Raw genomic sequence first — 26,270 nt, 5'->3', positions numbered from 1 at the left:
AGAACTATCATGACGGCATCCACACCGCTGCTGTCGCTCAAGGGGATCAGTAAAATCTTCCCCGGCGTGCGCGCGCTTGAGAACGTACAGCTCGACCTCTGGCCCGGCAAAGTGACCGCCCTGATCGGCGAAAACGGCGCGGGTAAATCGACGCTGGTCAAAGTCATGACCGGCATTTACCAGCCCGAAGAGGGCGAAATCCTCTATAAAGCCATCCCTATTCAACTTCCCAACCCCGAATCGGCGCATAAAGTCGGCATCACCGCCATCCACCAGGAGACGGTGCTGTTTGACGAGCTGTCGGTGACGGAGAATATTTTTGTCGGCCAGTATCTGTATAAAGGCTGGCTGAAAAAGCTCGACTGGCCTGCAATGCACGCGAAAGCGCAGGCGCTGCTTACCCGCCTGGAGGTGCAGATTGACCCCAGATCGACGCTGAAAACGCTGAGTATCGCCCAGCGCCATATGGTGGCTATCGCCCGCGCGCTCTCTTTTGATGCTCAGGTAGTGATCCTCGACGAGCCGACCGCCGCGCTGTCGCAGCATGAGATTCTGGAGTTTTATCAAATCGTTGAGCGTCTGAAGCAGGAAGGCAAAGCCATCCTGTTTATCTCGCATAAGTTTGATGAAATCTTCGAGCTGGCAGACCACTACACGATTCTGCGCGACGGCGTCTATGTTGGCTCCGGCAGCATCAACGACATTACCGAAGAGCGGATGGTGGCGATGATGGTCGGGCGCGCCATTACCCAGACTTACCCTAAAGGCACCAGCGAGCCAGGCGAGACGGTACTGGAAGTGCGCGATCTCTGCCACCCGACGGAGTTTGCCCATATCGACTTCTCTCTGCGGAAAGGGGAGATCCTCGGCTTCTATGGCCTGGTGGGCGCGGGGCGCACGGAGCTAATGCAGGCGCTGTCCGGCATCTCACGCCCGAGCAGCGGCGACATTATCCTCAACGGTCACCGGGTGCAGTTCCGCCAGCCCGCCGACGCCATCCGGGCCGGTATTGTCTGCGTCCCGGAAGAGCGCCAGCGGCAGGGCGCGATTATCGAACTCTCCGTGGCCCATAACATCAGCCTGCCCCAGCTCAGCAAGCTCAATCCTTCCGGCGTGCTGAATGACGCTCGCGAGTGGGCGCTGGCCGACGAATACGCCCGCCGTCTGCAGGTTAAAGCCTTTAGCTGGAAACAGGCGGTCAGCACGCTCTCCGGCGGTAATCAGCAGAAGGTGGTGATCGGTAAATGGCTGGCGACACACCCGGAGGTCATCATTCTCGATGAGCCAACCAAAGGGATCGATATCGGCTCCAAAGCGGCGGTCCATCAGTTTATGTCAGAGCTGGTGGCTCAGGGGCTGGCGGTGATCATGGTCTCTTCAGAATTGCCGGAAGTGATGGGCATGGCGGACCGGATTATCGTCATGCATGAAGGGTTGATGGTTGCGCAGTATCGCGCCGGGGACGTGACGGCGGAAACCATCGTCAGCGCCGCCAGCGGCGTCAGTCAGGAGGCGGCATAATGTGGCAACAGCTGCTTAAACACCGCGAAGCCCTGCTGGGTGCGGTGATCGTATTAATGGTGGCGGCGATTGGCAGTCGTGTGCCGTCGTTTGTCAGTCCCAACAACCTGGTGGAGATCTTTAACGATACCGCCATCCTGATTATCCTCGCCCTCGGCCAGATGATGGTCCTGCTGACCAAAGGCATTGATTTGTCGATGGCCGCCAACCTGGCGCTGACCGGCATGATTGTCGCCCTGCTTAACTTCCACTATCCGGCGATCCCGGTCGGAGCGCTGCTGCTCCTCGCCACCGGGCTGGGGCTAGTCATGGGTATGATTAACGGCCTGCTGGTGTGGAAACTGGGTATCCCGGCGATTGTGGTGACGCTCGGCACCATGAGCATTTATCGCGGCATTATCTTCCTGCTCTCCGAGGGCGGCTGGATCAACGCCCATCAGATGAGCCCGGCATTCCTGGCCCTGCCGCGCACGGTGGTGCTGGGCCTGCCATTGCTGAGCTGGTGCGCCGTCGCTGCGCTATTGGTGGTGGGCTACTTCCTGCGCTATAGCCGGACCGGCCGCGCCCTGTATACCGCTGGCGGCAACGCCACCGCCGCCTGGTACACCGGGATCAACGCCGGAAAAATGCAGTTTGTCAGCTTCTGCCTCTCCGGGGCGCTGGCGGGCTTCTGCGGCTATTTATGGATTTCCCGCTTTGCCGTCGCCTATGTTGACGTCGCTAACGGTTTTGAACTGCAGGTCGTGGCAGCCTGCGTCATTGGCGGTATCAGTACCATGGGCGGCACCGGTCGGGTGCTCGGCTGTCTCTTTGGTGCGCTGTTCCTCGGCGTGATCAACAACGCTCTGCCAGTGATTGGCATTTCGCCCTTCTGGCAGATGGCGATTTCCGGGGCGGTGATTGTGATCGCCGTGGTGCTGAACGAACGCGGCAATAAGCGCAAAGGTCGACTGATCCTGCGCGATGCGGCGCTGGCCAGACAAAAACAGGCGGTGAGCTCATGAGCAAAATACTGACCTCTGAAGAGATACAACAGACCCCAACGGCAACGCCGTTTTTCCAGCGCCTGCTGTGCTGGGAAGGCTTTCTGCTGGCGGTCACCCTGGCGGTATTCGTGGTGAACGCGCTCGCCTCACCTTACTTCCTGAATATCTGGAACCTCTCAGACGCCACCTTTAACTTCACGGAAAAGGCAATCATCGTCCTGCCGATGGCGATGCTGATCATCGCCCGCGAGATTGATTTGTCGGTGGCCTCAACCATCGCCCTGAGTTCGACCGCAATGGGCTTTTGCGCGGCGGCGGGCGTTGATACGCCGCTGCTGGTGTGCGTCGGCCTCGGCGTCGGGTTGCTGTGCGGGCTGTTTAACGGTTTGCTGGTGACCCGCTTTAACCTCTCCTCCATCGTGATCACTATCGGCACCATGAGCCTCTATCGCGGCATCACCTATATCCTGCTGGGCGACAAGGCGCTGAATCAGTACCCGGAGAGCTTTGCCTGGTTCGGTCAGGGCTACGTCTGGGGCGCGCTCTCCTTTGAGTTCGCCCTGTTCCTGCTGCTGGCGGCGCTGTTTGTCTTTCTGCTGCACCGTACCAACTTCGGCCGCCGGACCTACGCTATCGGCAATAACCCGACCGCAGCCTGGTTCTCAGGTATCAACGTCAAGCGTCATAACCTGCTGCTGTTCGCGCTGGTGGGGCTGATGGCCGGGCTGGCCTCGGTGCTGCTGACCTCGCGCCTCGGCAGTACCCGCCCGACCATTGCGATGGGCTGGGAGCTGGCGGTGGTGACCATGGCGGTGCTCGGCGGGGTCAATATTCTCGGCGGCGCGGGCAGTATGCCCGGCGTGATTATCGCCGCCTTTTTGATGGGGCTGGTGACCTTCGGTCTGAGCCTGCTTAACGTTCCCGGCATAGTGATGTCGATAATCATCGGCGCGATGCTGATCGTGGTGATCTCGCTGCCCATTATCACCCGCAGGGTGATGCAGCGAAGACGGATTTAAGCCGGGGGGCGGTATGCCGCCCGGCAAGAAAATCACAGTAATCAAGGAGAGTAATCATGAGTTTTATGCTGGCACTACCCAAAATCAGCCTGCATGGCGCAGGCGCTATTGGCGATATGGTCAATCTGGTGGCAGGCAAGCAGTGGGGCAAAGCGCTGATTGTCACCGACGGGCAGCTGGTCAAGATGGGCCTGCTCGACAGCCTGTTTACCGCGCTGGACGCGCATAAGATGTCGTATCAGCTGTTCGACGAGGTGTTTCCCAACCCGACAGAAGAGCTGGTGCAAAAAGGCTATGCTGCTTACCAGGAAGCCGGGTGCGACTACGTCATCGCCTTCGGCGGCGGTAGCCCAATCGATACCGCCAAAGCGGTAAAAATCCTGACCGCCAACCCCGGTCCGTCCACCGCCTATTCCGGCGTCGGTAAAGTAAAAAATGCCGGCGTACCGTTGGTGGCAATCAACACCACCGCCGGAACCGCAGCGGAGATGACCAGCAACGCGGTGATTATCGACAGCGCCCGCCAGGTGAAAGAGGTGATTATCGATCCGAATATCATCCCCGATATTGCCGTGGATGACGCCAGCGTGATGCTGGATATTCCGGCCTCGGTGACCGCCGCAACCGGCATGGACGCTCTGACCCACGCCATCGAAGCCTATGTTTCCGTCGGGGCCCATCCCCTGACCGACGCCAACGCCCTTGAGGCAATTCGTCTCATTACCCTGTGGCTGCCTGCCGCCGTGGATAACGGCCAGAATCTGGAAGCGCGGGAGCAGATGGCCTTCGGCCAGTACCTGGCAGGAATGGCCTTTAATAGCGCCGGTCTGGGTCTGGTCCATGCTCTGGCCCACCAGCCGGGCGCGACCCATAACCTGCCCCACGGCGTCTGCAACGCTATCCTGCTGCCGATTATCGAAAACTTTAACCGCCCGAATGCCATCCCGCGCTTTGCCCGCGTGGCCCAGGCGATGGGCGTTGATACCCGTGGCATGAGCGACGAAGCGGCAAGCCAGGCGGCGATTAACGCCATCCGCGAACTGAGCGCCCGCGTCGGTATCCCGTCCGGGTTCAGCAAGCTGGGCGTCACCAAAGCGGATATCGAAGGCTGGCTGGATAAAGCCCTCGCCGATCCCTGCGCGCCCTGTAACCCGCGCACCGCCAGCCGCGATGAGGTCCGCGAGCTGTATCTGGAGGCACTATGATCCGCAAAGCCTTTGTGATGCAGGTTAACCCCAACATGCACGAAGAGTATGAGCGTCGCCATAGCCCAATCTGGCCCGAGCTGGAAGCGGTACTGAAAGATCATGGCGCGCACCACTACGCGATCTGGCTCGATAAAGAGCGCAACCTGCTGTTTGCCACGGTGGAGATCGAATCGGAAGAGCGCTGGAACGCGGTCGCCCATACGGACGTGTGCCAGCGCTGGTGGAAGCATATGCGCGACGTGATGCCCGCGAATCCGGATAACAGCCCGGTGAGCGCGTCGCTGAAAGAGGTGTTTTACCTGCCGTAATCAAACGCGCTGCCGCTGTCGCGGCAGCGCGTTTTTTTAGCTGGCCTTCGCCGTTTGTGCATCGCCAACGGCCGGTGCAACGGGGCGTTTCGACAGAGTGAAGGCTGAGATAATCGTCACCGTCAGCACAATACAGCCCAGAATCAGGTAGGTATCCTGGAAGCCGATCCGGTCATACATATTCCCGGCAAAAGCGGAGAGGAAAATCGCCGCCAGCTGTTTGGCAAAATTGAAACCCACCAGATAGATCGTCGCCGACAGGCGGGTATCAAATACGCCGGTAATGTATTTAAACGCGCCCACCAGCAGGAACGGCACTTCCAGCGCGTGCAGCATCTTCAGCGCCACCACTTCATACACCGAAGTTGCAAAGGCCGAGCCGATAATACGGGTGGTCATAATGGCCCCGGCGATCAGCAGGGTATTTTTCGCACCGATACGGTTAATGATCCACGGCGAGCAGAACATAATAATGGCGTTGCAAAGCTCCCCGGCGGTGGTCGCAAAACCAAAGGCCTGGGTGCCCGCCTGCGGCGTGGAGAAGAAGGATTTAAAGAAGGTGGCGAACTGCTGGTCGAAGACGTCATACACGCAGGCGACGCCGATCACGTAGAGAATAAACATCCACATTTTGCGCTGACGGAACAGGTTTACCACCATTTTCAGGCTAATCTGCGGCTGGTTCGCCCCCAGCGCATCAATGACCTGGGCATTGGGATTCACCCCCGGTTTCGCCACCAGCAGCAGGATCATCAGCAGCACCGCCGCCGCCGACCCCATCCAGAACACCCACTCCGGGTTAATGCTGAACAGCATCCCCGCCGTCGAAGCACATAGCCCCCAGCCGAGGCAGCCAAACATCCTTGCCTTACCGTACTCAAAGTTGCTGTTGCGGCTAACGCGCTCAACGTAGGCCTCAATCGCCCCCGATCCGGCAGCGAACACAAAGCCGATATACAGCCCGCCGCTTAGCGCCCCCAGCCAGATATTGACCCGCAGTAGCGGCGCAAAGACATAGAGGAAGAAAGGCGCGAACAGGAACAGCAGGATGGCAATCACCCACAGCAGGTTCTTCTTCAGCCCCAGCTTGTCGGAAATAATACCCAGCACGGGCTGGAACGAAATTGCCGACAGGGAAATACAGGAGAAGACGATACCGGTATGGGTTTTACTCAGGCCAATGACATCCGACAGCCAGATCGGCAGGAACGGAAAGCAGGTGGCCATGATGAAGAAATAGAGAAAGACAAACGAACCAAAAATCCAGAAGTTAGGGTTATTTTTATGGGTACAGGTACTGGCAGTCATGTTGTTATCCTCAGTCAGGGGCCGCAGAGCGGCCCCGTCTCCACTATATACCCGTCATACTTCAAGTTGCCTCTTTGTTGGCTGCACTCGTTCACCCCAGTCACTTAGTTATCTAAGCTCCTGGGGATTCACTCGTTTGCCGCCGCGATGCAACTCGAATTATTTTGGGTATACGCGTTCCAGCCCGATTAAAATGGCGCTTTCCGGATCCAGCACCGGCAGCGTTATCCCGGCCTTCATCAGCCATTCACCGCTGACCGTCTGCGGCGTCATCATCCAGCCGGGAAGCTTGCGCATGGTATGGCCGCCTTCCCCGGTAATCTGAATATTGGGGTGGTCCAGCAGCGTGACGCTATAGCGGGCGCTGGCCTCCAGACCCGGAATACGCAGCGGCGCCAGCAGCGTGTAATCCGGCATCGCCAGTTGGCTGATAAGGTACAGCGCCTGGCGTTTATCCTCGCTGACAATCCCCTGAATCTGCGTTGTCTTATCGGGAGCGTCCACGCGCCACTGGGTGCCGGAGTGGATCAGCTTGCGCCACTGTTTATACAGTGCCGCATAGTGGCGATAGCCTTCCCGTTCCCGGGCGTCGGCGCTGACCGGATCCAGCTCCAGCCCCATATGGCCGAAGAGCGCGGTCAGGCCGCGAAACTCGATACTGTGCTGGCGGAAGGTGGCGTGGCAGTGGCGGTTGCCGATATGCGCGCCCATCACTTCCGGCGGGAAGAAATAGCTCATGCCGCGCTGGATGGTGTTGCGCTCCAGGGCGTCGTTATTGTCGGAAGCCCAGAAGCGGTGGCAGCGGGTAAGCACCTCATAGTCGATGCGTCCGCCCCCGGCAGAGCAGGATTCAAACTCCACCTGCGGGAAGCGGGCGCGCAGGGTATCCAGCAGGCGATAGTACTGGTGGGTTTGGGCATCGGCGGCGGCCAGCCCCTGATGGCCCGGCTGCACCAGCTCGCGGTTCATATCCCACTTCACATAGTCGACCTGATGCTCGCCCAGCAGCCAGCTCATACGTTCCAGCAGGTAGTCGAAAGCTTCCGGGATGTTCAGGTTCAGCACCAGCTGATGACGGCCGGTAAGCAGCTTGTAGCCCGGCAGCGCCAGCACCCAGTCCGGATGCGCCCGATAGAGATCTGAATCCGGGTTAATCATCTCCGGCTCAATCCAGATCCCAAACTGCATCCCGCAGGCTTTGACATGATCGATAACCGGTCCCAGTCCCTGAGGATATTTCTTCTCATCGAGATACCAGTCGCCCAGCGCAGCGTAATCATCGTTGCGGCCTTTAAACCAGCCGTCGTCGATAATAAAGCGCTCGACGCCCAGCGCCGCCGCCTCGTCCGCCATCTTCATAATGTAATCAGGGTGGTGGTCGAAGTAGATCCCTTCCCAGGTATTGAGATGCACCGGACGCGTTTTACCGTTGGGGAAACGGATCACTTGCTCACGCAGATAGCGGTGGAACTGCTGGCTCATGCCATTCAGGCCGCTGGCGGAGTAGCTGGCATACAGATACGGCGTCCACAGGGTTTCCCCCGGATTCAGCATTTTTTCGCCCGGCATCCACAGCGCTTCGGCCTGCAGATAGCGGCGGCCGTCAGTTTTCACCTCGGCGCGCAGGCGATGGTTGCCGCTCCAGCCTAAATGCACGCCCCAGACGTCGCCCTGCTGTTCGCTGAAGCCGCCGCTGCCGGTGATGATAGCCGGGAAGTGTTCATGGGAGGTGCGACCGCGGCGGTTCTCAAGCACAAAGCTGTCGTGCTCAAGGCGCAGACGGTGGGGCTGGAACTCACGGATCCAGCGCCCGTGAAAGGCCATGACATCCCGGGCGTACTCCGCTACCGGCAGGGTGATTGCCAGACGCTCTGCCTGCCACACCGTAGTTTGCAGATTGGTCAGGCCGTGGCGAATTTTCAGGACCCCGCTGCTATCCAGCAGCAGCTCGCTGGTCAGGCGCAGCCCGGCGTGCACATCCTCGCTGATTAACGTCAGGGTATTGCCCTGCTGGTGCACCTCGATAGTAGAAAAGACCGGTGAACTGCACAGCCCGGCGCGATGACCTTCGATGCCGGGCGTACCGAACAGGCCGTGCCCCAGCTCCGCCATTAGCGTGACCGGGGAATCAACATCCAGCCGACCGTTGGCCACCGGGCGGTCAAGGCTCAGCGCATCTTCCGGGGAGAAGGCGTCTAAATGCGGTCCCCAGTAGACAATTTCGGCGTAAGGGTGGGTTTTTAGCACCACGTCGGCGCTGGCGCTTTCCAGGCGCAGGTAAACGGATTCCATAAGACATCTCCGGTGATTTTATGTCTTAACTGTTGATCCGAAACGTTTCGGATGCAAAGCCAAACGTTTCGGATATGTGACGAGCGTTAAAAATTCAGCGGGAAAACGGGAGTGTTAGCTGGTGATACCCGGATGAAATTCAGGCTGCCAGAGCACCTGCAGCTGACGGATATCGTCCCCGGCGATAAGACGCTGGATCATGGCAGCAATCTGCACGCCAACGCCCTCGCGGGTAGACTGGATCACCGCCCCCACGTCGGTGGTAACAATGCTGTCCGCCGGTAAACCGTCGTAGACCACCAGCGCAACGCGCGCATCGCCGCTCAGGCGGTTTAGCTGGGCAAGCGCCATCGCAGCCCCGTCACCGTGGGTGTTACAGTCGGTGATAATCGCCGTCGGCGGCTGGGGCAGCGCCAGCAGTTCAAGGGTCTGCTGATAGCCCGCTCGCCTGGACGGCGACAGCGTCCGCTGCCATTCCGTCGACAGTCCGTGTTCGCTCAGCGCATCGAGAAAGCCCTGCCGACGCTGGGAAATAAACGCCTGGCTGTTGTGCTCGCCCAGCAGCGCAATGCGCGTATGGCCGCTGGCAATCAGATGAGAGGTAGCCTGATACGTTCCGGCGTAGTTATCAAAATCAAACCACGCATAGGGCTGCGTCAGCTGGCTACGACCGAGGGCGAGGAACGGGAAACCCGCCGCCTGTAGCTCTTCAAGACGGGGATCGTGCTCCAGGGTGTGGGCGACAATCAGCGCATCCACCCGACGACTCTGCACCAGCCGCATATAGCTGTGCTTATCGGACAGATCGTCATCGGCAATCAAGAGCAGATCGATTTCATGGCGCGCCAGCTCGCGGCTGATCTCGCCGACCATATCCATAAAGACGCTGTTATTGAGCGGCACCGGATGGACCGGAAAAACCAGCCCGACCGCATCGATTTTGCCCATCTTCAGCCGACGCGCAAGGGTATTTGGCCGGTAGCCGCGTCGCTTCGCCTCCGCTTCAACGCGGGCACGCGTCTCGTCGGCGACGTCATCATAACCATTCAGCGCCCGGCTTACCGTGGTAACGGACAGCCCCAGGTCTTTAGCGATGGATTTAAGCGACATATCTTTCCTTGTCAGTAAGTCAGAGTCATGGGATCAGTGTTCCGCAACCATCAGCGCCAGGGTATCCGGCTCCAGCGCCCGGAAAATATGCGCCTGGTCCGCCGGATAGCAGATGTAATCCCCGGGATTCAACTCTTCCGGCGACTCGGTGAGACCGACCAGCGCCCGGCCCTGGGTAACAATAATATGCTCAATAGATCCGGCAGGATGCGGATGGGAAAGGCGATCGCTCCCCGGCTGCGCCATCAGCAGGAAAATGTCACGACGTGCGCCCGGCGGGCAGTTCGCCAGCAGGATAGCCTGAAAGTTCGCGTGTTCCGACACCACTTTCGGGCCTTCACCGCGACGAATCACCTGGGTTTTGCTGGCCTGTGGCTCAAGAAGGCGAGCAAAGGGGATATCCAGCGCCACGCACAGGGACCAGAGGGTTTCCAGGCTGGGATTACCGTTACCGGCCTCCAGCTGGGACAGCGTCGATTTGGCGATCCCGGCGCGACGGGCAATCTCCGCCAGCGACAGGCCAGTACGCTGACGCTCCCGCACCAGGCTTTTGGCAATCACGCTAATTGGCTGTGTCATAGCACGGCTCCAGTGTTCATTAAATCGAACGATCGTTCGTCTTGTAAAACGATTGTAGTGCGTTCATTATAATGGATACCCGTTCGATATGGCTAAAAAGCATGTTTAAAAATCTCTTTTCCTCTCTGCAAGGCGACACGGTTAAAGCGATCCTGCTGGTGTGCCTGGCGGTCGGCGTGGTCGGTGTCTCCTACGGCTCGCTGGCGATGGCCTACGGTTTTCCCCTGTGGGTCCCGATGGCGCTCTCTATGCTGGTCGTGGCAGGCGCATCCGAATTTATGTTTATCGGGATTGTCGCCAGCGGCGGTAATCCGCTGGCCGCCGCCGCTGCGGGCCTGCTGGTTAACGCACGCCATCTGCCGTTTGGCGTGACGGTCCGTGACCTGGTGGGCAAACGCGCTGCGGGTCTTCTTGGCTGTCACATCATGAATGATGAAAGCGTGGTGTTCGGTCTTTCACAGAAGACGCCGGAGCAGCGTAAAGCCGCCTACTGGCTCTGCGGGCTGGGCGTTATGGTGCTCTGGCCTCTGGGAGTCTTAATCGGCAGCGGAATCGGCCAGCTGCTTCCGGCCCCGGAAACTATCGGCCTTGACGCGGTATTCCCGGCCATTCTGCTGGCGCTGGTGCTGCCCGCGCTGAAGAAAAAAACCACGCTGATCCGCGCCTCCAGCGGCGCAGCGCTCTCCCTGGCCGCAGTGCCTTTTGCCCCCGTGGGCCTGCCGGTGCTGCTGTCGCTGCTTGGCTTACTGACGAGGAAGAAATAGATGGCCAGTACCACGCTGATTATCGGCGGTATCGCCCTGCTGTCGGTGGGAACTTATCTGATGCGCTTCGGCGGCGCAAAGCTGGGGAATAAGCTGGCGCTTTCAGAGCGGGCGCAGGCGCTGCTGTCCGATGCAGCCACCACCTTGCTCTTTGCCGTGGCGCTGGCCGCGACGCTGTATGAAAATGCGAGTTTTGCCGGAATGGCGCGGGTGCTGGGCGTGGCGTTTGCTCTGTTTCTGGCCTGGCGTAAAGTCCCGCTTATCCTGGTCATACTCTCTGCGGCGGTGGTGACGGCGCTGCTGCGGCTGGCGGGTATAAAATAAAAAAGCGCCCTGAGGCGCTCTTTCGACGTTGGAACCGGCTTATTTGGTCAGTTCGGCGGTCATATGAACCTGGTTGCCGTTGAACGCTTCAGTGATCTGGTAAGAAGATGCACCAGCGGCCTGAGCCTGAGCGGCGATTTTGGCTTCAGCACCGGACAGAGTACCGGCAGTTGCGGTCACGGTCTGAGCTGCGAAAGAACCGAAAGAAGTAGCCAGAGCGATAACTGCGACAAAAGTTTTGATGCTTTTCATAGTATAAATCCTTCACGTTGGTTGTTTAGATAAGGCACCGTGCCTTGATGTGATAATAATAGGCCGGATAACGAACAACTAAAAGCGGAAGGATTTGCTGATAACGTTCAATTTATTTGACCATAAAAACCCCCAACCACAAAAACAAAAAAAGCGCCCCGAGGGCGCTCTTTCGACATTGGAACCGGCTTATTTGGTCAGTTCGGCGGTCATATGAACCTGGTTGCCGTTGAAGGCTTCGGTGATCTGGTAAGAAGAGGCACCAGCGGCCTGAGCCTGAGCGGCGATTTTGGCTTCAGCACCGGACAGAGTACCGGCAGTTGCGGTCACAGTCTGAGCAGCGAAAGAACCGAAAGAAGTAGCCAGAGCGATAACTGCGACAAAAGTTTTGATGCTTTTCATGATATAAACCCTTCAGATTAGTTGTTTGTATAAGGCACCTCGCCTTGATTTGATAATAATAGGCCGGATAACGAACAACTAAAAGCGGAAGGATTTGCTGATATAATTCAATTTATTTGAACAAATAGAGTCTTCACTGACTGGCTGAAATCAATCGCTGCGGATGGGTATAGATGGTCGCCCTGCCCGGTTTGCAAAAGCCCACCAGCGTCAGGTTGCAGCGCTCCGCGACTTCTACTGCCAGAGTGGTGGCCGCAGAGACGGCAAAAACAATTTCCACGCCGCACATGGCCGATTTCTGCACCATCTCGTAGCTGGCGCGGCTGGAAACCAGCACCGCGCCCGGCAGCCAGCTTTCGCCCTCGCGGGCGCGACGCCCCAGCAGTTTATCCAGCGCCACATGACGTCCCACATCCTCATGCCCGCCCGCCAGCACACCGTCAGGCCTGAGCCAGGCGGCGGCGTGGGTACAGCCGGTCAGCTGACCCAGCGGCTGGAAATCCCGCAAATGGGGGAGCGCATGGTCGAGTAGATCGAGAGAGAAGCTTTGCGTAAACGGCAGCGGCGCGACAGGGCGGCCAATATCGTCCAGCTGTTCAACGCCGCAAACGCCGCAGCCGGTGCGTCCGGCCAGCGCCCGACGCCGTTCTTTCAGCCCCATAAAGCGGCGGCTGGACAACTCAATACGCACCTCAAGACCGTTGCAGGAGGGCACCACGTCCATTGCGTAGATCTCGCGTGGATTCTCGATAATCCCTTCGGATAAAGAAAAACCGATAGCGAAAATCTCCAGATCCTTCGGCGAGGCCATCATTACCACGTGGGAAATACCGTTATAGACCAGCGCGACCGGCACCTCTTCCGCCAGGCGGTCAGGCAAGGTCTTCTGCAGGTCGTCCCGCTGCCACAGGGCAACCTCACGACACCCTGTGATATCAGTCACATTTTCAACTGTCTCTGGATGGTTTTTATTCACTTTATATTAACCGTTTTAAAACAAGCGTAATCACATTGTGGTATTCTGCTATTACGCCCTTTATTTATGGGGGCTTGTTCAAACAATTCTGAACTCTTGCGGCGTTGACCGCAAAGAAAACAATAATCCCTGTGCATCTGAAAACCGCAACCAGGGACAAGCAATGTCGAGAAAAGGAGTAAACCATGCAGGTCAGCAGAAGGCAGTTCTTTAAGATCTGCGCTGGCGGTATGGCAGGCACTACGGCAGCAGCGCTGGGCTTTGCCCCCGGCGTCGCGCTGGCGGAAACACGGCAGTATAAGCTGCTGCGCTCCCGCGAAACCCGTAACACCTGTACGTACTGCTCGGTCGGCTGTGGGCTGTTGATGTATAGCCTCGGTGACGGCGCAAAGAACGCAAAATCCTCAATTTTCCATATCGAAGGTGACCCGGACCACCCGGTAAACCGCGGCGCACTGTGCCCGAAAGGGGCCGGCCTGGTGGATTTCATCCACTCCGAATCGCGCCTGAAATACCCCGAATACCGCGCACCAGGTTCAGATAAATGGCAGCGAATCAGCTGGGACGATGCCTTTGACCGCATCGCGAAGCGAATTAAAGAAGACCGCGACGCTAACTACATCGCGCAGAATAGCGAAGGCACCACCGTTAACCGCTGGCTCTCCACCGGGATGCTGTGCGCCTCTGCCTCCAGTAATGAAACCGGCTATTTAACCCAGAAATTTACCCGCGCACTCGGCATGTTAGCCGTCGATAACCAGGCGCGTGTCTGACACGGACCAACGGTAGCAAGTCTTGCTCCAACATTTGGTCGCGGTGCGATGACCAACCACTGGGTCGACATGAAGAACGCCAACCTCATCGTTGTGATGGGTGGGAACGCGGCAGAAGCGCATCCGGTGGGATTCCGCTGGGCGATGGAAGCCAAGATCCACAATGGCGCTAAGCTGATTGTTATCGATCCACGCTTTACGCGAACCGCTTCAGTAGCGGATTTCTATACGCCGATTCGTTCCGGTACTGACATTGCCTTCCTGTCAGGCGTGTTGCTGTACCTGTTAACCAACGAAAAATACAACCGCGAATATACCGAAGCCTACACCAACGCCAGCCTGATCGTGCGCGAAGACTTTGGCTTCGACGATGGTCTGTTTACCGGCTACGACGCGGATAACCGCAAATATGACAAAACCAGCTGGCACTACGAGCTGGATGAAAACGGCTTTGCCAAACGCGACACCACTCTGACGCACCCGCGCTGCGTGTGGAACCTGCTGAAAACGCACGTTTCCCGCTATACGCCGGACGTCGTGGAAAACGTCTGCGGAACGCCAAAAGCCGACTTCCTGAAAGTCTGCGAGTACATCGCTGAAACCTGCGTGCACGACAAAACTGCGTCCTTCCTCTACGCGCTGGGCTGGACTCAACACTCTGTCGGTGCGCAGAACATCCGCACCATGGCGATGATCCAGCTGCTGCTCGGCAATATGGGGATGGCTGGCGGCGGCGTTAACGCCCTGCGTGGCCACTCGAATATTCAGGGTCTGACCGATCTTGGCCTGCTGTCGCAGAGCCTGACCGGCTATATGAACCTGCCGAGTGAAAAACAGGCCGACCTGCAGACCTATCTTGCTGCGAATACGCCAAAACCGCTGCTGGACGGCCAGGTTAACTACTGGAGCAACTATCCGAAGTTCTTCGTCTCGCTGATGAAAGCCTTCTACGGCGACAAGGCGACGGCGGATAACAGCTGGGGCTTTGACTGGCTGCCGAAGTGGGATAAGGGCTACGACGTGCTGCAGTATTTCGAGATGATGAACCAGGGCAAAGTGAATGGCTATATCTGCCAGGGCTTTAACCCGGTGGCCTCATTCCCGAATAAAAACAAGGTTGTGGCCTCGCTGTCGAAGCTGAAGTTCCTGGTCACTATCGATCCGCTGAACACCGAAACCTCGACCTTCTGGCAGAACCATGGCGAACATAACGACGTGGATACCGCCAGTATTCAGACAGAAGTATTCCGCCTGCCGTCCACCTGCTTTGCGGAGGAGAACGGCTCTATCGTCAACTCCGGCCGCTGGCTGCAGTGGCACTGGAAAGGCGCGGACGGTCCGGGTGAAGCCGTGACCGACGGTGAGATCCTCGCCGGTATCTTCACGCGTCTGCGCAAGATGTATGCCGAAGAGGGCGGTGCGTGCCCGGAACAGGTCCTCAATATGACCTGGAACTACAGCACGCCGCATGAACCGGCGTCGGAAGAAGTGGCGATGGAGAGCAACGGCCGGGCGCTGGCGGATATTACCGATCCTGCAACCGGTGCCGTACTGGTGAAAAAAGGCCAGCTGCTGAGTACGTTCGCCCATCTGCGCGATGACGGCACCACCTCCAGCGGCTGCTGGATTTTCGCCGGGAGCTGGACGCCGGAAGGCAACCAGATGGCGCGACGCGATAACGCCGATCCATCCGGGCTGGGCAATACCCTGGGCTGGGCATGGGCGTGGCCGCTGAACCGCCGCATCCTGTACAACCGCGCCTCCGCTGACCCGCAGGGCAACCCGTGGGATCCGAAACGTCAGCTGCTGAAGTGGGACGGTACAAAATGGGGCGGCGCCGATATTCCGGACTACAGCACCGCCGCGCCGGGCAGCAATGTCGGGCCGTTTATCATGCAGCCGGAAGGGATGGGACGTCTGTTTGCCCTCGACAAGATGGCAGAAGGACCGTTCCCGGAACACTACGAGCCGTTTGAAACGCCGCTGGGCACCAACCCGCTGCACCCGAACGTGGTATCCAACCCGGCCGCCCGCGTGTTTAAAGGCGATCTGGAAGCGATGGGTAAAGCCGATAAGTTCCCGTATGTCGGCACCACCTACCGTCTGACGGAGCACTTCCACTACTGGACCAAACACGCGCTGCTGAACGCCATTGCGCAGCCGGAACAGTTTGTGGAGATCGGCGAGAAGCTGGCCAATAAGCTCGGCATCACTCAGGGCGATACGGTCAGGGTCTCTTCGAACCGCGGCTATATCAAGGCGAAAGCGGTGGTAACCAAGCGTATTCGCACCCTGAAAGTGAACGGTCAGGATGTCGATACCATCGGCATTCCAATCCACTGGGGCTACGAGGGCGTGGCGAAGAAGGGCTTTATCGCCAATACCCTGACCCCGTTCGTCGGTGATGCAAACACCCAGACGCCGGAGTTCAAGGCGTTCCTGGTGAATGTGGAAAAGGTATAGCGGAGACGAATTATGGCTTATCAATCTCAAGATATTATCCGTCGTTCCGCGACTAACGGTTTCACGCCCGCGCCGCAGGCGCGGGATCACCAGCAGGAAGTGGCGAAGCTTATCGACGTCACCACCTGTATCGGCTGCAAAGCCTGTCAGGTGGCCTGTTCAGAGTGGAACGATATCCGTGACGAGGTGGGTCACAACGTCGGGGTGTACGACAACCCGGCGGACCTGACCGCCAAATCCTGGACGGTGATGCGCTTCTCGGAAGTGGAGCAGAACGACAAACTGGAGTGGCTGATCCGCAAGGATGGCTGTATGCACTGCGCCGACCCGGGCTGCCTGAAGGCGTGTCCGTCGGAAGGGGCTATCATTCAGTATGCCAACGGAATTGTCGACTTCCAGTCCGAGCAGTGCATTGGCTGTGGCTACTGCATCGCCGGCTGTCCGTTCGACGTGCCGCGTATGAACCCGGAAGACAACCGCGTCTATAAATGCACCCTGTGCGTGGATCGCGTGAACGTCGGCCAGGAGCCTGCGTGCGTGAAAACCTGCCCGACCGGCGCTATCCATTTCGGGTCGAAAGAGGAGATGAAGCAGCTGGCGGGCGAGCGCGTAACGGAGCTGAAAACCCGTGGTTACGACAACGCGGGCCTGTACGATCCGGCGGGCGTCGGCGGAACGCACGTGATGTACGTGCTGCACCATGCCGACAAGCCGAATCTCTATCACGGCCTGCCGGAGAACCCGGAAATCAGCGCCACCGTGAAGTTCTGGAAAGGCATCTGGAAACCTCTTGCGGCGGTGGGCTTTGCGGCCACCTTCGCGGCCAGCATCTTCCACTATGTCGGGGTCGGTCCGAACCGTGCGGATGAGGAAGATGACAACCTGCATGAAGAGAAAGACGAGGTGCGCAAATGAAAAAACGTGACACCATCGTGCGCTATACGGCGCCGGAACGCATCAACCACTGGATCACCGCCTTCTGTTTCATACTGGCAGCGGTGAGCGGACTGGGGTTTTTCTTCCCATCTTTTAACTGGTTAATGGGGATCCTCGGTACGCCGCAGCTGGCGCGCATTCTGCATCCGTTTGTCGGCGTGGTGATGTTCGCTTCGTTTATCATTATGTTCTTTCGCTACTGGCACCATAACCTCATCAATCGGGAGGATATCTTTTGGGCGAAGAATATACGTAAAATAGTGGTCAACGAAGAAGTGGGTGACACCGGGCGCTATAATTTCGGTCAGAAGTGCGTCTTCTGGGCGGCGATTATTTTCCTGGTGCTGCTGCTGGTAAGCGGCGTGATTATCTGGCGTCCTTACTTTGCACCCGCCTTCCCTATTCCGCTTATCCGCGCCGCGCTGCTGGTACATTCATTTGCAGCCGTGGCCCTGATTGTGGTTATCATGGTGCACATTTACGCCGCCCTGTGGGTAAAAGGCACCATCACCGCTATGGTGGAGGGATGGGTTACCAGCGCGTGGGCGAAGAAACATCACCCGCGCTGGTACCGTGAAATCCGCAAGACAACGGAAAAAGAGACTGAATGAGCATTCGCATTATCCCGCAAGATGAGCTGGAGAAGAGCGAGAAACGCACGGCGGAAGCAATTCCGCCGCTGTTGTTCCCCAGACTGAAAAACCTCTATAACCGCCGCGCCGAGCGTCTGCGCGAGCTGGCGGAAAACAACCCGCTGGGCGACTATCTGCGCTTCGCGGCGCTGATCGCCCACGCTCAGGAAGTGGTGCTCTACGACCACCCGCTGCAGCTGGATCTCAGCGCGCGCCTGAAAGAGGCCGCTGCCCAGGAAAAACCGCCGCTGGATATTCACGTCCTGCCGCGCGATAAGCACTGGCACATGCTGCTGCACTCCCTGATCGCCGAGCTGAAGCCGGAAATGAGCGGTCCTGCGCTGGCGGTGATTGAGAACCTGGAGAAAGCGTCTGAGCAGGAGCTGGAGCAGATGGCCAGTGCGCTGTTTGCCTCTGATTTTTCGCAGGTCAGCAGCGATAAGGCCCCGTTTATCTGGGCTGCACTCTCCCTGTACTGGGCACAGATGGCCAGCCTGATCCCGGGCAAAGCGCGTGCCGAATACGGCGAACAGCGCCAGTTCTGCCCGGTCTGCGGCAGTATGCCTGTATCCAGCGTGGTACAGATTGGTACTACCCAGGGTCTGCGGTATCTGCACTGCAATCTGTGTGAATCAGAATGGCACGTGGTACGCGTGAAGTGCAGCAACTGCGAGCAAAGCCGTGACCTGCACTACTGGTCGCTGGATAACGAGCAGGCACCGGTGAAAGCGGAAAGCTGTGGCGACTGTGGGACGTACCTGAAGATTCTTTATCAGGAAAAAGACCCGAAAGTCGAAGCGGTTGCCGATGACCTGGCCTCGCTGGTGCTCGACGCCCGTATGGAGCAGGAGGGCTTCGCCCGCAGCTCCATCAACCCGTTCCTGTTCCCGGGTGAAGGCGAGTAATCCTCCGATGAATGCCGGGCTTGCCCGGCATTCACTATTATCCGTTCAACGATCCCATCGCGCTTTAGATTGGTCTTATTTTAGGGGGAGGGGTAATGTGGCGGGTAATAGATAATCGCGGATTTGATTTTTATTATTTAGAACAAAACAAAAAACCACATCAAATAAAGAACACCTGAAATAATTTCAGATACCCAGCAAGCCAGGCTTGCCAGATATCCGCATTCAGATATTAATGAACGTTAAATTACGGGCGATTCCCTGGATCGTTAGCATCGATACAGCCAACGGGTGCCGGGAAGCAAACACAGGTGATGCCATCCTGAGTTTGCGGCGTACATTGACTGGCGATGGCATTAACAGAATATGACACGCCTGATAAAGCAGCTAAAATAACAGCCAATTTAATTACCTTCATTTTTATTCCCTTCCTTTGCTGAGTGATTGATTTTATTAAATCATGAATAAGTTAAACGAAAGAGAAACAAAATAATTCAGCTCTGGGAGAGTATCTTTTCCACCCAGACACATTATCAAATACAACGTCAGAAATACAAAATAATAAAAACCCAGTAAAAAAGGACCCTAAATAATATCAAATTAAGCAAACTTTCCCTGTTTGCCGATAAAAAGGTGTCAGGTCGGGCTTACGCTGGCGGGCTTTTTTATTGGGCCAGCGCGGCGATCACGTGCAGCGGGTCGTTGGCAATCGCACGCAGCAGCGCTTTTGCCGGCCCGGTTGGCGAACGGCGGCCCTGCTCCCAGTTACGCAGGGTATCCACGCTGACGGAAATCAGGCTGGCGAATTTCGCCTGCGACAGCCCCGATACCTGGCGAATCTCTTTAATTTTTAAAGCATCTATATGAAAGGTTCGGGAAGGCTGACGAGCGCCTTCATCGATCTCATTCATCTGCGTCATGCTTGCGGTTAAGCGTTCAAACAGCGCCTTATCCATCTACCACCTCTCGTTTAGTGTGCGAAGCATCACTTTTTCCTGTGGGGAAAGATCGTCTTTGATTCCTTTACGGTAGATCAGCAGTAAGCGAATCTCAGATCGACTGACCTGGTGAAAATAGATGACTCTTACTCCACCGCGTTTTCCTTTCCCCTGTGCCGCCCAGCGAACTTTTCTCAGGCCACCCGTCCCGGGAATGAGTGCGCCACGCTCAGGCTGTACGGCAAGAAACACCTGAAAAATTCGGTATTCGTCATCATCCAGCAGTTCTTTGACGTCTTCAGTAAAGATTTCCGTTTCTATGAACACCATAAAATATACGCCATTGGCTTATAATAACAGGAATCAAATGTACGTCAATGACGTACCCCTCACGATTACGTTACGAGCCTGAACAGCGCAATGCCAGCGGTTACCCAAGGGAGTTTTTCTTTTGCGAGGCACTTTCCACAATCCCACCGATGGCGATATCCCCCCTTTCACTTTCTCAGGAAACCAGGGTATAAACCTGTATATCCATACAGAAAAAGGGAATGGAAATGACACTGGAAAAAGGCATTGCGCTCCTCGTTGAGGACTTTATCGCGGCGGGTCGCCCCTCATCGCGGAAGAAGAGTATTGATGACCGGAGAGCAGGCTATGTCGCCAGCGCCGTGCTGGCAGGCGAAACAGAAACCCGCGTGCAGGTGGAGGATATAACCCTGGAGGGCCTCACCCTGCGGGTGGTTTCTCCGCCGAACGCCTCGGGCGCATTGCCGACGGTCATTTACTATCACGGCGGCTGTTTTATCAGCGGTGGCTTTGCGACCCACGATAATCAGCTACGTCAGTTGGCGTACTACAGCGGCTGTCGGGTGATTGCGGTGCAGTATCGTCTGGCACCTGAGCATATCTGGCCTGCCGCGCATGATGACGCCGAACGTGGTGCCCAGCTGGTCTGGCGCTATGCGGAAAAACTGGGGGTGGATAAACAACACATCACCCTCGCCGGAGACAGCGCGGGTGGGCATCTGGCACTGATAACAGCCCTGCGGCTGAAGGCCAGCGGAGAGTGGCAGCCCCACAGACTACTGCTGATCTACCCGATGCTGGATGCCACCGCCAGCCATAAGAGCTATACCACTAACGGCGAGGACTACATTATCACCCACCATACCCTGCTCAGTGGATATGAGATGTACCTGCCTGACGTCGATCCGCGCCACCCGGAGGCCAGCCCATTATGGCGGAATGATTTTAGCGGCCTGCCGCCGGTGCATATTGTCACCGCCGAGTTTGACCCGCTGCGTGATGAAGGTGAAGCGCTGTACCAGCATCTGACTGAACAAGGTGTTGATTGCACCTGCCAGCGCTGGTCAGGCGTGATCCACGGCTTCTTCCAGCTTGGCGGAATAAGCCCGGCGGCTCGCGGATTAATGCGGGATTTGGCCTGGCGGGCGGCTGAATAAGCCACCCGCAGGGACCAGCCGCTTACTCCTCTTCGTTACCGCCTTCTATATACGGTCCGAAAGGTCTCGCAGGCAGCACCAGATAGGTGCCTTCAAAGATAGCGCCCGAGGTCTCGTCGCCGAACAGCTCGACCTGCATCTGTACACGCGACTTACGTCCGCGCGCCAGACGGTCGAGATCGCCGCTGAGGGAGCCGAGATCGGCGATCGCGCTGGGTTTACCCGTGATGGGCTTGCTGTAGCGGATATGCGCATCCGCCAGAATAATGGTGCCGCCCAGATGGCGTTCACGCAGCATCAGCCAGATAAGCCCCCAGCCGGTCAGCGTCGCCAGCGAAAACAGGCTACCGGCGAACAGGGTATGGTGCGGGTTCTGATTGCCCGTTTCCGGCATGGTGGTGATAAATTTCTGCCCGGTATACTGCTGAATGCGCACCCCCATTTTTTCACTCAGGGGAATATGCTCATACCAGGCCTGCTGTAGCTGCCCGCACCAGTCGCCGCGATGGAGAATATCGTCAAGGGTAGCGACAGGTTTAATCATCAGAAAATGGCGGACCGGCGTGGTCTGCGGGGTGGTGATTTCGCCCTGATTGACAAATCCGAGCTTGGCAAAGAATTCAACGGCATCCTCGCGGGCACTACAGGTCACGCGCTTCACGCCTTCCTGACGCGCCACCGACTCCAGGGTCATCGCCATCAGTGTCCCCAGGCCTTTCTCCTGTACCGCAGGATCTACCGCCATAAAGCGGATAGACGCCTCGTTATCGGCGTTGATATAGAGTCGCCCGACGGCAACCGGGTTGTCATCTTCATCCACCACCATCTGGTGGTGCGCCAGGGCATCCCAGGCATCACGCTCGGAGCCTTTCGGCTGATGCAGCGGCTTGCGCAGCATTTCCCAGCGGAACTGGTAATAACGCTCAAGTTCTTCTTCCGTTTGCGGCACACGCAGGTGATACATAGCGATACTCTCTCTTGTTGCCCGCAGCCGTACAGGGAGCTGGTTCATACCTGCAACCAGAAGGTTACGGGGCCATCATTGACCAGCGACACCTGCATATCCGCAGCGAATCGCCCGGTTTGCGTTGCCATCTCCTGCGTACGGCAGCGCTCAACAAAGTAGTCATACAGGGCTTCTGCCCGATCCGGCGAAGCGCCCCGGGAAAAGCCCGGACGATTTCCGCGTTCGGTATCGGCCACAAGCGTAAACTGCGACACCACCAGCAGGCTGCCGCCTGCCTGCTGTACGTTAAGGTTCATCCGGCCTTCAGGGTCGCTGAATACGCGGTAGTTCAGTACCCGCTCGCACAGACGGTTCGCTTTCTGTTCATCGTCATCCTTTTCGACACCCAACAACACCAAAAGTCCCGGACCGATTTCACCCGTCACTTCCCCCTCCACGGTGACGCTGGCCCGGGATACGCGCTGAATTAATGCAATCATGGCTGTTCTTCTTCTTGTTCTGCGTTGTGTTTAAGTTTGCGGTATTCACCGAGAGTGACAGTTATTTCAGCGCCAAGCAAGACGATACACCAGGTCCAGTAGACCCAGACGAACAGGATAGGCACCACCGCCAGCACGCCATAAATCAGCTGCCAGGAGGGGAACATGGTGATGTAGAGGGTAAAGATTTTTTTGCCCAGCTCGAAGAACACCGCCGCCACAAACGCCCCGACCAGCGCATCGCGGTTCGGTACCCGGGTGGTCGGTACAATGCTGTAGAGCAGCCAGAAGGAGATCCAGGAGAGAAGAAGAGGGAAGATACGCAGCAGGTTATCCACCACCCCGTTGAACTCGCTGGCCCAGCGCAGTGACAGCAGATAAGAGCTGATCGCCAGGCTTGCCCCGGCAAGCAGCGGTCCCAGCGTCAGGATCATCCAGTACACGGCAAACGAGTACACCGGCGGCCTGACCCGCGTGCTGCGCCAGATAGTATTCAGGGCGCTATCGATGGCATACATCAGCAGTAGCGAAGTGACGATCAGCCCGCAGGCTCCCACCGCGGTCATTTTGCTGGAGTTCGCCACAAACTGCTCGATATAGCGCTGAATCACGTCCCCGGTGGCGGGAATGAAGTTCGCGAAAATAAAATGGCGCAGCTGAACGCTGACTTCGGAAAACATCGGAAATGCGGCAAACAGCGCAAAAATCACCGCCACCAGCGGCACCAGCGACAACAGAGAGACGTAGGCGAGGTTCCCCGCCAGCGTCGTCATATTGTCCTCATCGATGCGTCGCCAGAGCAGTTTCAACCACGCCCATAGCGGGCGGGTATGGTGCTTTGCTTTATGCCGCACGTTTTTCAGCATAGCGTCTTCGCAAAATAAGCCGGGATCGTCTCCCTGTCGGTGACCAGAATGCTGGTCAGCCCCAGCTGATTCGCCCCGGCAATATTATCAGCGTTATCGTCGAAAAAGACGGCGTCATCTACTGAGAAGCCTTCCAGCTCAAGCACTTTCTGGTAGATTCGCGCCTCTGGCTTACGCATCCCCATCTCCTGAGACAGATAGATATGATCGGCGGCCTCACGAACCTCCGGGAATTCATCCGGCCAGAAGGTGGTATGCAGACGGTTGGTATTGGAGAGCACCACCACGCGATGCCCCTGCTCGCGCAGTCGGTGCATCACGTCAATCACCTCGGGCCGTAGGCCGACAAACACCGCCTGCCAGCCGTGAGAAAATTGCTCATAGCTAAGCGGCAGCTCCAGCTCATGACAGAGCGCTTCGGCAAAGGCTTCATCGCTGATTTCGCCTCGCTCGTGCTGATGGAAGGCCTCTCCCATCGTGAAGTTTTGCGTCAGCGTCGCCAGCGGTACACGGCTAAAGTCGCTCCATGCGCCCAGCACCCTATTGAAGTCAATATCGACAATCACATTACCTAAATCAAAGATATAGAGCATGATCCTCTCCTTGCTTGCCGTGGAGAGTTAACTGTAGCGGTAAAGTCTGGAGTTGAATAGTTCCCCCGCTCACGCCCTGTAAATTGCGCTTAAGGCCAGCACGTCTCGATACAGGTCTGAACCGCCGATAACGACGATGCCTGGAGCAGAGTAAAGAGCGCGGACTCATTGCCTGTCAGCCGGTTCAGCGCGTCAAGGATCGCAATATGGGAAAGGTCATGGGAGGGAACCAGAATAATAATCAGCAGCGGCGAAAGATTTGCCGCAAAGCGCCCAAAATCAAGCGGCCGCTTCATTTTTAGCAGAGATAGCGCTCCGGTGGAGGTTCCCGCAGGCGGTGCGGCGTGGAGAAGTAAAACCTGCGGTGTGAGGTAGGTCGTAACACCCGATTTCTCAATGTGCCTGATGATCCGTTCTCCGTAATGGTGGCTGACCACGCCCTCCCCCACCAGTGGCTGAACCGCCGTCCGGATAGCCTGCCGCCAGCTCAGTTGACGACCGCAGAACTGAATACGCTGATGCAGATAGTCTGCCAGCGTTAGCGGCAGCGGCGCCAGCCGTTCGCTCTCCATAAAATGGCCGACAATCGCGCTGAAGGTCTGCTCCAGCTCGGCTTTTGCCTCAGGGGCATAGTGCCCGACGGCGGCCACCAGCGCCTGAACCAGCTCGCGGGAATCACCGATCCCGCCGGGGTTTTCCAGCATTAGTCGGATCTGCTGTCGGTCTGCACTTGTCAGCATATGCTGCACCTGAATAAACGGAACCGCGTCGGGCCGCTCGCCCTGTAGCGGGATGGTGCTAACAATCAGCCGCGTCTGCGCCGGGATGCCCTGCTGCTCCAGCTGGCTCACCGAGCAGGGAACGATCTCCAGCGGTACCACGGTCAGGTTTCGCAGCTGGTTTTCAAGAATTGCCGTCGAGGAAAGCCCCCCTTCCGTCAGCAGTAAAACCTGCTGCTCGCCCGTTTCCGGCCGCCGGTCCAGCCAGGCGGCAAAACTGACCGCGATATAGCTCAGCTCATCATCATTCACGACAATACGGTACTCCTGCTCCAGGGTGACGATCGTTTGCCGGCACAGGCGAAAAATCAGCGGATAGCGCTGGCTCACTTCATCCCGCAGGACATTTTCGTGCTGGATCCCAAACAGACTGCGGTGGATAGCCGGGCCAAGATGAGCAAACAGACGGGCAACCAGCCGGGAAACATCGGCCAGATAGATCCCGGAGAGAGCCTGAAACTGCGTAATCATCGCCTGAATCACCCCGACAAGTCGGCGATCCTCCGTCGACCCTGTCGGACTGGCGTGAAGGCGTTTACTGGTGGAGAGCAGCAGGCAGAAAAACAGCGTGTTATCGAAGAATGCCGGAACGGACAAGGCCGTTGCCAGGTGGCGATTCAACAGCGCCGCCGTTTCGCACTCGGGCTGTTCACTCAGGAATCCGGTCTGCTGCGCCGAAAAATGAATATGGCTTCCCCTGAGAGCATCCAGCAGGCTGAACATCAGCATATAGTGCAGCAGCCGCTTATCCTTATCGGTAAAGGTCCGACCCCGACTGTGCTCGATCAGCTGCAGCCCCTGCTCTATCGCCCGCTGCGTTCGGTCCGCTGCCATCCCGCAGCCGCTGAGGTATCCCTGTATCACGTGGGCAATACGGGTTTCCGTCTGGGTATCTGAATACTTCAGGTTGCGCTGCAGCAGCTGCTGCACACACAGACGTAGCGCCAGGCGGCTCCCCTCAATGTGGTAGCCCTGTTTTTTACCTACCGTCAGGGTAAGCGCATGTTTATCCAGTAAGAACCGCTTTAGCAGATGCAGGTCTTCCAGCGTGGTATTGCGGCTGACGTGGTTGATTTCGCTCAGTTGCTGAGTAAAAAGAGGGGTCGCATTGCAGGTAAGATGCAGCAGGAGATGGTCGCGGCGTTCCCCGGCGCTCAGCTTATAGTGATGGCCATAAAGCACCGCCAGTTGGCGAAGGATAGCCCCGGTTTCACCGGCCTGTAACCGCACGCCCTGCTGGCCTGAGCAGGACAGCGGCGCGTATCCTTCCTCCATCAGCCAGTCATTAATGCGCGACCGCCGATAGTAAAAATGCCGCTGCGCCAGGCCGATACGCTCGCACAGTCCCTTAATCGACATGCCCGGCTCCGCCGCGACCTTCTTCAGAATAGTGACAGCCTGGTGGTCGAGTTGCATATCACCTC

General features: G+C 57.6%; 27 protein-coding genes. 12 read left to right on the top strand and 15 right to left on the bottom strand.

Features of this window, described 5'->3' with window-relative positions:
* Positions 1–9 precede the first annotated feature (9 nt).
* Genes EDF81_RS22525 through rhaM form a run of 5 tightly spaced genes read left to right on the top strand, consistent with a single transcriptional unit; the run spans position 10 to position 5,042 of the window.
* Positions 10–1,521 (top strand): sugar ABC transporter ATP-binding protein, encoded by a 1,512-nt coding sequence (locus EDF81_RS22525; protein ID WP_123350405.1) that lies wholly within the window; start codon positions 10–12, stop codon positions 1,519–1,521.
* The gene (locus EDF81_RS22520; RefSeq protein ID WP_123350404.1) at positions 1,521–2,525 is read left to right on the top strand and encodes an ABC transporter permease; all 1,005 of its coding nucleotides are present in this window, start codon (positions 1,521–1,523) and stop codon (positions 2,523–2,525) included. The genes EDF81_RS22525 and EDF81_RS22520 overlap by 1 nt, the downstream gene beginning before the upstream one ends.
* A complete protein-coding gene (locus EDF81_RS22515) occupies positions 2,522–3,526 on the top strand; it encodes an ABC transporter permease (protein ID WP_123350403.1) in 1,005 nt (334 codons plus the stop codon). The genes EDF81_RS22520 and EDF81_RS22515 overlap by 4 nt, the downstream gene beginning before the upstream one ends.
* Positions 3,527–3,582: 56 nt before the next feature.
* A complete protein-coding gene (fucO, locus tag EDF81_RS22510; RefSeq protein ID WP_123350402.1) occupies positions 3,583–4,731 on the top strand; it encodes a lactaldehyde reductase in 1,149 nt (382 codons plus the stop codon).
* A complete protein-coding gene (gene rhaM / locus EDF81_RS22505) occupies positions 4,728–5,042 on the top strand; it encodes an L-rhamnose mutarotase (protein ID WP_123350401.1) in 315 nt (104 codons plus the stop codon). The genes fucO and rhaM overlap by 4 nt, the downstream gene beginning before the upstream one ends.
* Before the next feature lie 36 nt (positions 5,043–5,078).
* Here the strand turns inward: rhaM and EDF81_RS22500 are convergent, their stop codons facing one another.
* The 4 genes from EDF81_RS22500 to EDF81_RS22485 form a co-directional block, all read right to left on the bottom strand.
* On the bottom strand, positions 5,079–6,350 hold the full coding sequence (locus EDF81_RS22500) for an MFS transporter (protein WP_123350400.1): 1,272 nt from the start codon (positions 6,348–6,350) through the stop codon (positions 5,079–5,081).
* Between the two features lie 159 nt (positions 6,351–6,509).
* Positions 6,510–8,642, bottom strand: coding sequence for an alpha-galactosidase (locus EDF81_RS22495; protein WP_123350399.1), 2,133 nt, complete (start codon positions 8,640–8,642; stop codon positions 6,510–6,512).
* A gap of 114 nt (positions 8,643–8,756) precedes the next feature.
* A complete protein-coding gene (locus tag EDF81_RS22490; protein ID WP_123350398.1) occupies positions 8,757–9,752 on the bottom strand; it encodes a LacI family DNA-binding transcriptional regulator in 996 nt (331 codons plus the stop codon).
* 33 nt (positions 9,753–9,785) lie between these two features.
* Positions 9,786–10,331 carry a helix-turn-helix domain-containing protein gene (locus EDF81_RS22485; RefSeq protein WP_123350397.1) on the bottom strand — a complete coding sequence of 182 codons (546 nt, stop codon included), beginning with the start codon at positions 10,329–10,331 and terminating at the stop codon, positions 9,786–9,788.
* 101 nt (positions 10,332–10,432) lie between these two features.
* Here EDF81_RS22485 and EDF81_RS22480 point away from each other — a divergent pair, with 101 nt between their 5' ends.
* Both EDF81_RS22480 and EDF81_RS22475 read left to right on the top strand, forming a co-directional pair.
* Positions 10,433–11,095 carry an AzlC family ABC transporter permease gene (locus EDF81_RS22480; RefSeq protein ID WP_123350396.1) on the top strand — a complete coding sequence of 221 codons (663 nt, stop codon included), beginning with the start codon at positions 10,433–10,435 and terminating at the stop codon, positions 11,093–11,095.
* Complete coding sequence (locus EDF81_RS22475) at positions 11,096–11,419, top strand: AzlD domain-containing protein (RefSeq protein WP_123350395.1); 324 nt, start codon at positions 11,096–11,098, stop codon at positions 11,417–11,419.
* Between the two features lie 39 nt (positions 11,420–11,458).
* On the opposite strand, the gene EDF81_RS22470 is transcribed toward EDF81_RS22475, so the two are convergent.
* From EDF81_RS22470 to fdhD, 3 genes are all read right to left on the bottom strand, one after another.
* A complete protein-coding gene (locus tag EDF81_RS22470; protein ID WP_123350394.1) occupies positions 11,459–11,671 on the bottom strand; it encodes a YdgH/BhsA/McbA-like domain containing protein in 213 nt (70 codons plus the stop codon).
* A gap of 189 nt (positions 11,672–11,860) precedes the next feature.
* On the bottom strand, positions 11,861–12,073 hold the full coding sequence (locus tag EDF81_RS22465; RefSeq protein WP_123350394.1) for a YdgH/BhsA/McbA-like domain containing protein: 213 nt from the start codon (positions 12,071–12,073) through the stop codon (positions 11,861–11,863).
* 133 nt (positions 12,074–12,206) lie between these two features.
* A complete protein-coding gene (gene fdhD, locus EDF81_RS22460; protein ID WP_123350393.1) occupies positions 12,207–13,049 on the bottom strand; it encodes a formate dehydrogenase accessory sulfurtransferase FdhD in 843 nt (280 codons plus the stop codon).
* A gap of 185 nt (positions 13,050–13,234) precedes the next feature.
* On the opposite strand from fdhD, the gene fdnG reads away from it, so the two are divergent.
* From fdnG to fdhE, 4 genes are read left to right on the top strand one after another with little or no spacing between them, the layout of a single operon-like run.
* Positions 13,235–16,285 carry a formate dehydrogenase-N subunit alpha gene (gene fdnG / locus EDF81_RS22455; protein WP_123350392.1) on the top strand — a complete coding sequence of 1,017 codons (3,051 nt, stop codon included), beginning with the start codon at positions 13,235–13,237 and terminating at the stop codon, positions 16,283–16,285.
* Positions 16,286–16,297: 12 nt separating this feature from the next.
* Positions 16,298–17,200 carry a formate dehydrogenase subunit beta gene (fdxH, locus tag EDF81_RS22450; protein ID WP_123350391.1) on the top strand — a complete coding sequence of 301 codons (903 nt, stop codon included), beginning with the start codon at positions 16,298–16,300 and terminating at the stop codon, positions 17,198–17,200.
* The gene (fdoI, locus tag EDF81_RS22445; RefSeq protein ID WP_123350390.1) at positions 17,197–17,832 is read left to right on the top strand and encodes a formate dehydrogenase cytochrome b556 subunit; all 636 of its coding nucleotides are present in this window, start codon (positions 17,197–17,199) and stop codon (positions 17,830–17,832) included. Before fdxH ends, fdoI begins: the two co-directional genes overlap by 4 nt.
* Entirely contained in the window at positions 17,829–18,758 is a 930-nt protein-coding gene (gene fdhE, locus EDF81_RS22440; RefSeq protein WP_123350389.1) for a formate dehydrogenase accessory protein FdhE, read from the top strand. Before fdoI ends, fdhE begins: the two co-directional genes overlap by 4 nt.
* 247 nt (positions 18,759–19,005) lie before the next feature.
* Here fdhE and EDF81_RS24095 read toward each other — a convergent pair whose 3' ends face one another.
* The 3 genes from EDF81_RS24095 to EDF81_RS22430 form a co-directional block, all read right to left on the bottom strand.
* Complete coding sequence (locus EDF81_RS24095) at positions 19,006–19,176, bottom strand: hypothetical protein (protein ID WP_184999580.1); 171 nt, start codon at positions 19,174–19,176, stop codon at positions 19,006–19,008.
* Positions 19,177–19,423: 247 nt separating this feature from the next.
* Positions 19,424–19,714: a NadS family protein gene (gene nadS, locus EDF81_RS22435; RefSeq protein WP_123350388.1), complete on the bottom strand. Its 291-nt coding sequence runs from the start codon at positions 19,712–19,714 to the stop codon at positions 19,424–19,426.
* The gene (locus EDF81_RS22430) at positions 19,715–20,026 is read right to left on the bottom strand and encodes a type II toxin-antitoxin system RelE/ParE family toxin (protein WP_123350387.1); all 312 of its coding nucleotides are present in this window, start codon (positions 20,024–20,026) and stop codon (positions 19,715–19,717) included.
* A gap of 227 nt (positions 20,027–20,253) precedes the next feature.
* Here EDF81_RS22430 and EDF81_RS22425 point away from each other — a divergent pair, with 227 nt between their 5' ends.
* Entirely contained in the window at positions 20,254–21,162 is a 909-nt protein-coding gene (locus EDF81_RS22425) for an alpha/beta hydrolase (protein WP_123350468.1), read from the top strand.
* A 22-nt stretch (positions 21,163–21,184) separates the two neighbouring features.
* Here the strand turns inward: EDF81_RS22425 and fabY are convergent, their stop codons facing one another.
* The 5 genes from fabY to EDF81_RS22400 all read right to left on the bottom strand — a co-directional run bounded on the left by fabY (position 21,185) and on the right by EDF81_RS22400 (position 26,262).
* On the bottom strand, positions 21,185–22,126 hold the full coding sequence (fabY, locus tag EDF81_RS22420; RefSeq protein ID WP_184999582.1) for a fatty acid biosynthesis protein FabY: 942 nt from the start codon (positions 22,124–22,126) through the stop codon (positions 21,185–21,187).
* A 44-nt stretch (positions 22,127–22,170) separates the two neighbouring features.
* The gene (dtd, locus tag EDF81_RS22415) at positions 22,171–22,608 is read right to left on the bottom strand and encodes a D-aminoacyl-tRNA deacylase (protein WP_123350385.1); all 438 of its coding nucleotides are present in this window, start codon (positions 22,606–22,608) and stop codon (positions 22,171–22,173) included.
* Entirely contained in the window at positions 22,605–23,474 is an 870-nt protein-coding gene (locus EDF81_RS22410) for a virulence factor BrkB family protein (protein WP_123350384.1), read from the bottom strand. The genes dtd and EDF81_RS22410 overlap by 4 nt, the downstream gene beginning before the upstream one ends.
* Positions 23,468–24,067 (bottom strand): glucose-1-phosphatase, encoded by a 600-nt coding sequence (gene yihX / locus EDF81_RS22405; protein WP_123350383.1) that lies wholly within the window; start codon positions 24,065–24,067, stop codon positions 23,468–23,470. Before yihX ends, EDF81_RS22410 begins: the two co-directional genes overlap by 7 nt.
* A gap of 89 nt (positions 24,068–24,156) precedes the next feature.
* Positions 24,157–26,262: a PRD domain-containing protein gene (locus EDF81_RS22400; protein ID WP_123350382.1), complete on the bottom strand. Its 2,106-nt coding sequence runs from the start codon at positions 26,260–26,262 to the stop codon at positions 24,157–24,159.
* Positions 26,263–26,270 lie beyond the last annotated feature (8 nt).

It is taken from the genome of Enterobacter sp. BIGb0383 (assembly GCF_003751845.1).
In the GTDB taxonomy this organism is placed as follows: domain Bacteria; phylum Pseudomonadota; class Gammaproteobacteria; order Enterobacterales; family Enterobacteriaceae; genus BIGb0383.
The sequence above is the reverse complement of the archived record's forward strand: the minus strand, read 5'-3'. Positions and strand labels throughout refer to the sequence as shown.

Coding starts and splice junctions, on each gene's coding strand:
- EDF81_RS22525 (WP_123350405.1), top strand. CDS start 10: ATGACGGCATCCACACCGCTGCTGTCGCTCAAGGGGATCAGTAAAATC.
- EDF81_RS22520 (WP_123350404.1), top strand. CDS start 1,521: ATGTGGCAACAGCTGCTTAAACACCGCGAAGCCCTGCTGGGTGCGGTG.
- EDF81_RS22515 (WP_123350403.1), top strand. CDS start 2,522: ATGAGCAAAATACTGACCTCTGAAGAGATACAACAGACCCCAACGGCA.
- fucO (WP_123350402.1), top strand. CDS start 3,583: ATGAGTTTTATGCTGGCACTACCCAAAATCAGCCTGCATGGCGCAGGC.
- rhaM (WP_123350401.1), top strand. CDS start 4,728: ATGATCCGCAAAGCCTTTGTGATGCAGGTTAACCCCAACATGCACGAA.
- EDF81_RS22500 (WP_123350400.1), bottom strand. CDS start 6,350: ATGACTGCCAGTACCTGTACCCATAAAAATAACCCTAACTTCTGGATT.
- EDF81_RS22495 (WP_123350399.1), bottom strand. CDS start 8,642: ATGGAATCCGTTTACCTGCGCCTGGAAAGCGCCAGCGCCGACGTGGTG.
- EDF81_RS22490 (WP_123350398.1), bottom strand. CDS start 9,752: ATGTCGCTTAAATCCATCGCTAAAGACCTGGGGCTGTCCGTTACCACG.
- EDF81_RS22485 (WP_123350397.1), bottom strand. CDS start 10,331: ATGACACAGCCAATTAGCGTGATTGCCAAAAGCCTGGTGCGGGAGCGT.
- EDF81_RS22480 (WP_123350396.1), top strand. CDS start 10,433: ATGTTTAAAAATCTCTTTTCCTCTCTGCAAGGCGACACGGTTAAAGCG.
- EDF81_RS22475 (WP_123350395.1), top strand. CDS start 11,096: ATGGCCAGTACCACGCTGATTATCGGCGGTATCGCCCTGCTGTCGGTG.
- EDF81_RS22470 (WP_123350394.1), bottom strand. CDS start 11,671: ATGAAAAGCATCAAAACTTTTGTCGCAGTTATCGCTCTGGCTACTTCT.
- EDF81_RS22465 (WP_123350394.1), bottom strand. CDS start 12,073: ATGAAAAGCATCAAAACTTTTGTCGCAGTTATCGCTCTGGCTACTTCT.
- fdxH (WP_123350391.1), top strand. CDS start 16,298: ATGGCTTATCAATCTCAAGATATTATCCGTCGTTCCGCGACTAACGGT.
- fdoI (WP_123350390.1), top strand. CDS start 17,197: ATGAAAAAACGTGACACCATCGTGCGCTATACGGCGCCGGAACGCATC.
- fdhE (WP_123350389.1), top strand. CDS start 17,829: ATGAGCATTCGCATTATCCCGCAAGATGAGCTGGAGAAGAGCGAGAAA.
- EDF81_RS24095 (WP_184999580.1), bottom strand. CDS start 19,176: ATGAAGGTAATTAAATTGGCTGTTATTTTAGCTGCTTTATCAGGCGTG.
- nadS (WP_123350388.1), bottom strand. CDS start 19,714: ATGGATAAGGCGCTGTTTGAACGCTTAACCGCAAGCATGACGCAGATG.
- EDF81_RS22430 (WP_123350387.1), bottom strand. CDS start 20,026: ATGGTGTTCATAGAAACGGAAATCTTTACTGAAGACGTCAAAGAACTG.
- EDF81_RS22425 (WP_123350468.1), top strand. CDS start 20,254: ATGACACTGGAAAAAGGCATTGCGCTCCTCGTTGAGGACTTTATCGCG.
- fabY (WP_184999582.1), bottom strand. CDS start 22,126: ATGTATCACCTGCGTGTGCCGCAAACGGAAGAAGAACTTGAGCGTTAT.
- dtd (WP_123350385.1), bottom strand. CDS start 22,608: ATGATTGCATTAATTCAGCGCGTATCCCGGGCCAGCGTCACCGTGGAG.
- EDF81_RS22410 (WP_123350384.1), bottom strand. CDS start 23,474: ATGCTGAAAAACGTGCGGCATAAAGCAAAGCACCATACCCGCCCGCTA.
- yihX (WP_123350383.1), bottom strand. CDS start 24,067: ATGCTCTATATCTTTGATTTAGGTAATGTGATTGTCGATATTGACTTC.
- EDF81_RS22400 (WP_123350382.1), bottom strand. CDS start 26,262: ATGCAACTCGACCACCAGGCTGTCACTATTCTGAAGAAGGTCGCGGCG.